Raw genomic sequence first — 2913 nt, 5'->3', positions numbered from 1 at the left:
TCATTTGGGGATATACTTTTGATAAAATTTACAATCTATAAATAGCAACTTAAATTAATTAATATATCGATAATATTTTAGTAATAAACCATGGGAAACGAAATCATAAAATGTCCAAAATGCGACAGCCAATAAATACACACCGACAAAAAAGGATAGCGTTATAGCTTAAATTTTATGAATATGATCATAGTGACGGGGATTCTTTTTGTTCTTTATTGACTCTATTAGAAACTCCAGTTTACGAATAATTTGAAAATCAAAATTTTTAACGTTAAAAATTTGATTTTTCACTACAAAATGAGTTCTTTTGTAAAAAGAATAATCCTTTGCTCTCTGAAAGGCTACGTGGTACGTAGCTCACTAGTGTAGGAGGCACGGGATTATTCTTTTTTATTTGAATTCTTAGAATAATTCAGGTCTCTAAGGCAATTACTAGGCTTAAAGCTCCAATGTCTATATGGTTGCTCCCATCTTTCGCTAATATCTACATATCCAGTACTCTCTCCAATATTAAAATTAGGCCTTAATTCCCTAAGTTTTTTATTAATATGTTTATAAAGTTTTTCCTTTAAGATAGTACGTTTACCCCGTCTGTTTGTGTTATCTAATTTTTCTTTATGCTTATTATTTAATCTAAAACAGATTGCACCCAGAATCAAATCCATACACTGAAGAGGTAGATGTTGTTTCGAATCTACTTCAAAAATATCCCCCTCTCTTATACATATATTCGCTTTCTTTAATTCTGTATCCTTATTTAATTCGTATAGATGTTTAATAAAAGTCTTTTTATCTTCTCCTTTTAATGGTATATTATCTAAATGTATTTTTAAATAAATGTTAGATTTTTCTTTATTTGAATATCGTAATCCAAATCCATGTTTTATAAATTGATAATATAAAATAGGGAATTCAGCCTTTTGTTGCTCTTTTGTTAAACCTATAGGAACATACTGCTTATTTTTGAAGAAAATACGAATTTTAATAAGATTCTCACTTAAAAGATCAAATATAAAATCGACCAACTTTATATATCTTTTAAAGGTGTGGTTATTTACTTTTTGCCATTTTATTTCTTCTGTTATATCAAGTTCACGAGTTATATCGTTCATCATTGATATAACATTTTTTAGGTTGGTAGATTCTATTAATATTCCACCATAAAAGTTAGTATAATACTCACCTTCCTTATCACTTTCGTCGAACCATATATAATATACCATCTAATTAAAGTCATATAATGTGGTACGAAAGTGCTAAATTTTCCGGTTATATAAAAATAATTTAATCATAAATATTTATTTTTTCATAAACTATTTTCATTTAAAAAGTGAGGTAAATTTACCTCAACCTAAAAGCCGCTCATCTTCCCGGATAATCTACTCCATCCTTAAAACATAAAGCATCCTCCCCTTATATTTGTTATAATAATGCATAAAATCAAATTCATAACGCATATCCTCCGTCCGTGCTCAGCCACTTAAATTGTAAAATTACGTATCTATTTTAGAGTATTTTTGTAACCCTAATGCATTGATATTTATAAAAATTATGATTAGCAAGATACTTATATCCTTAGCTGTAGTACTTGTAACCTACCCTGCCTGGAATTTCAGCAACGATGAAATATCCCTAAAAAACTGGTTTCGGTAATACTTATCGTTATCTCCCAGCTATTGGTGTTAAGGGGCAAAAAGAATAAAAGGGAATAACGGGTGTTGTTACTTAGTGATTTTTTATGTTAAATATTCATCAAATAAAAAGTATACAATTATAGCAAACAATTCTGTAGAATTTCTGTAGATAGACGCAATATTTCGAAAAAATGCTACTTAATATTCGTAACTATTCGGGAAAAGAAGAAGTCAGGGTATATGATTATGTGGACAGGCATGTGCCTGTACTGGAACGGATGTACCGGAAACGCCTGGCGGGTTACAAGCAGTTGGGATATAAAGTTATTCCGGAAGAGGATGCAGGACAACAGCTATTCCTTTATCCTTGAACAGGCCGGGTTTCCTGACTGTTGACAAATACAAATATAAAACAAAAAGCGGCACCATTCAGGAACCGCCTCTGTTTAAGGATTATGTACAGGATTCAGGACTTATAGCCCAGGCTTATATATGCGTTTGTGTTTTTTATTTTTACATCAGTATCTTCTATTTGGCCGGCGTATATGTTAGCGATACTCAGGTCACTGCCCAGGTCTATTCTAGCATCGATTTTTTTCGATTAAGTATCAGGCGGGGTTTGTTAGTGAAACCAGACTTCTGGTTGATATTTTTTTGTCTCTTGCCGGAAAATTTATTTAATATGATTAATTGTTTTGAGTCGGCATGAAAACTACTTTATGTATTAGAATATAATATCTAATTTATATGCTAAATAATTAAAACACATAGTCTTCGTTTTTAATAATTTTCTTTATCTTTGAACGCAAACAAAACTACACTGTAAGCGAGTTAACAATTAATAGTTATTAAACAAATTAAAAACCATATTTGTATGAACACAAACTATTTAAACCGATCTCCCTTTTGTCAAAAAACGGCAGTTAGTTTTTCATGCATTCAGCTTATCTCACCAGAGAAATATACATGTTATTCAAACAATAAAACGATGCTCCCGTTTTTTAGTCCGTAATGTATTCATATACATTTTGAATCAGCAGTTAAAGAATTACAGGATAGCTTTTAGCAGTGGCATATTTACTCCGTCAGTTTTCTGTTATTGAATGTGGAGTTATGTTACAGTAGTGCATATATGGGGAATCCCTGTAAAGGCTATATAAAATAAAAAAGTATGTGGCATTGCTGTTTTTGCCCGACTGAATAATATGGATTTATAAATTGAAAATGAATCATTCAAAAACAAAAATATATGGCAATAATTGATTTAGTCAGATGG

The 2913-nt window shown here is 30.6% G+C and carries 2 protein-coding genes; one reads left to right on the top strand and one right to left on the bottom strand.

Annotation, left to right across the window (positions count from 1 at the left end; translation table 11 throughout):
* Positions 1–383: 383 nt before the first annotated feature.
* A complete protein-coding gene (locus ACFO6W_RS02880; RefSeq protein ID WP_379993821.1) occupies positions 384–1226 on the bottom strand; it encodes a DUF3800 domain-containing protein in 843 nt (280 codons plus the stop codon).
* Between the two features lie 602 nt (positions 1227–1828).
* On the opposite strand from ACFO6W_RS02880, the gene ACFO6W_RS02875 reads away from it, so the two are divergent.
* Positions 1829–2008: a hypothetical protein gene (locus tag ACFO6W_RS02875; protein WP_379993820.1), complete on the top strand. Its 180-nt coding sequence runs from the start codon at positions 1829–1831 to the stop codon at positions 2006–2008.
* Positions 2009–2913: the final 905 nt, after the last annotated feature.

It is taken from the genome of Dysgonomonas termitidis, from assembly GCF_042654545.1.
GTDB classification, from domain to species: Bacteria; Bacteroidota; Bacteroidia; order Bacteroidales; family Dysgonomonadaceae; genus Dysgonomonas; species Dysgonomonas termitidis.
Note: the sequence above shows the minus strand (reverse complement) of the source record. Positions and strands in the feature narration are given on the sequence as shown.

What these genes read in the sequence shown, in the direction of transcription:
- ACFO6W_RS02875 (WP_379993820.1), top strand. Translation starts at nt 1,829, where the DNA reads ATGCTACTTAATATTCGTAACTATTCGGGAAAAGAAGAAGTCAGGGTA.
- ACFO6W_RS02880 (WP_379993821.1), bottom strand. Translation starts at nt 1,226, where the DNA reads ATGGTATATTATATATGGTTCGACGAAAGTGATAAGGAAGGTGAGTAT.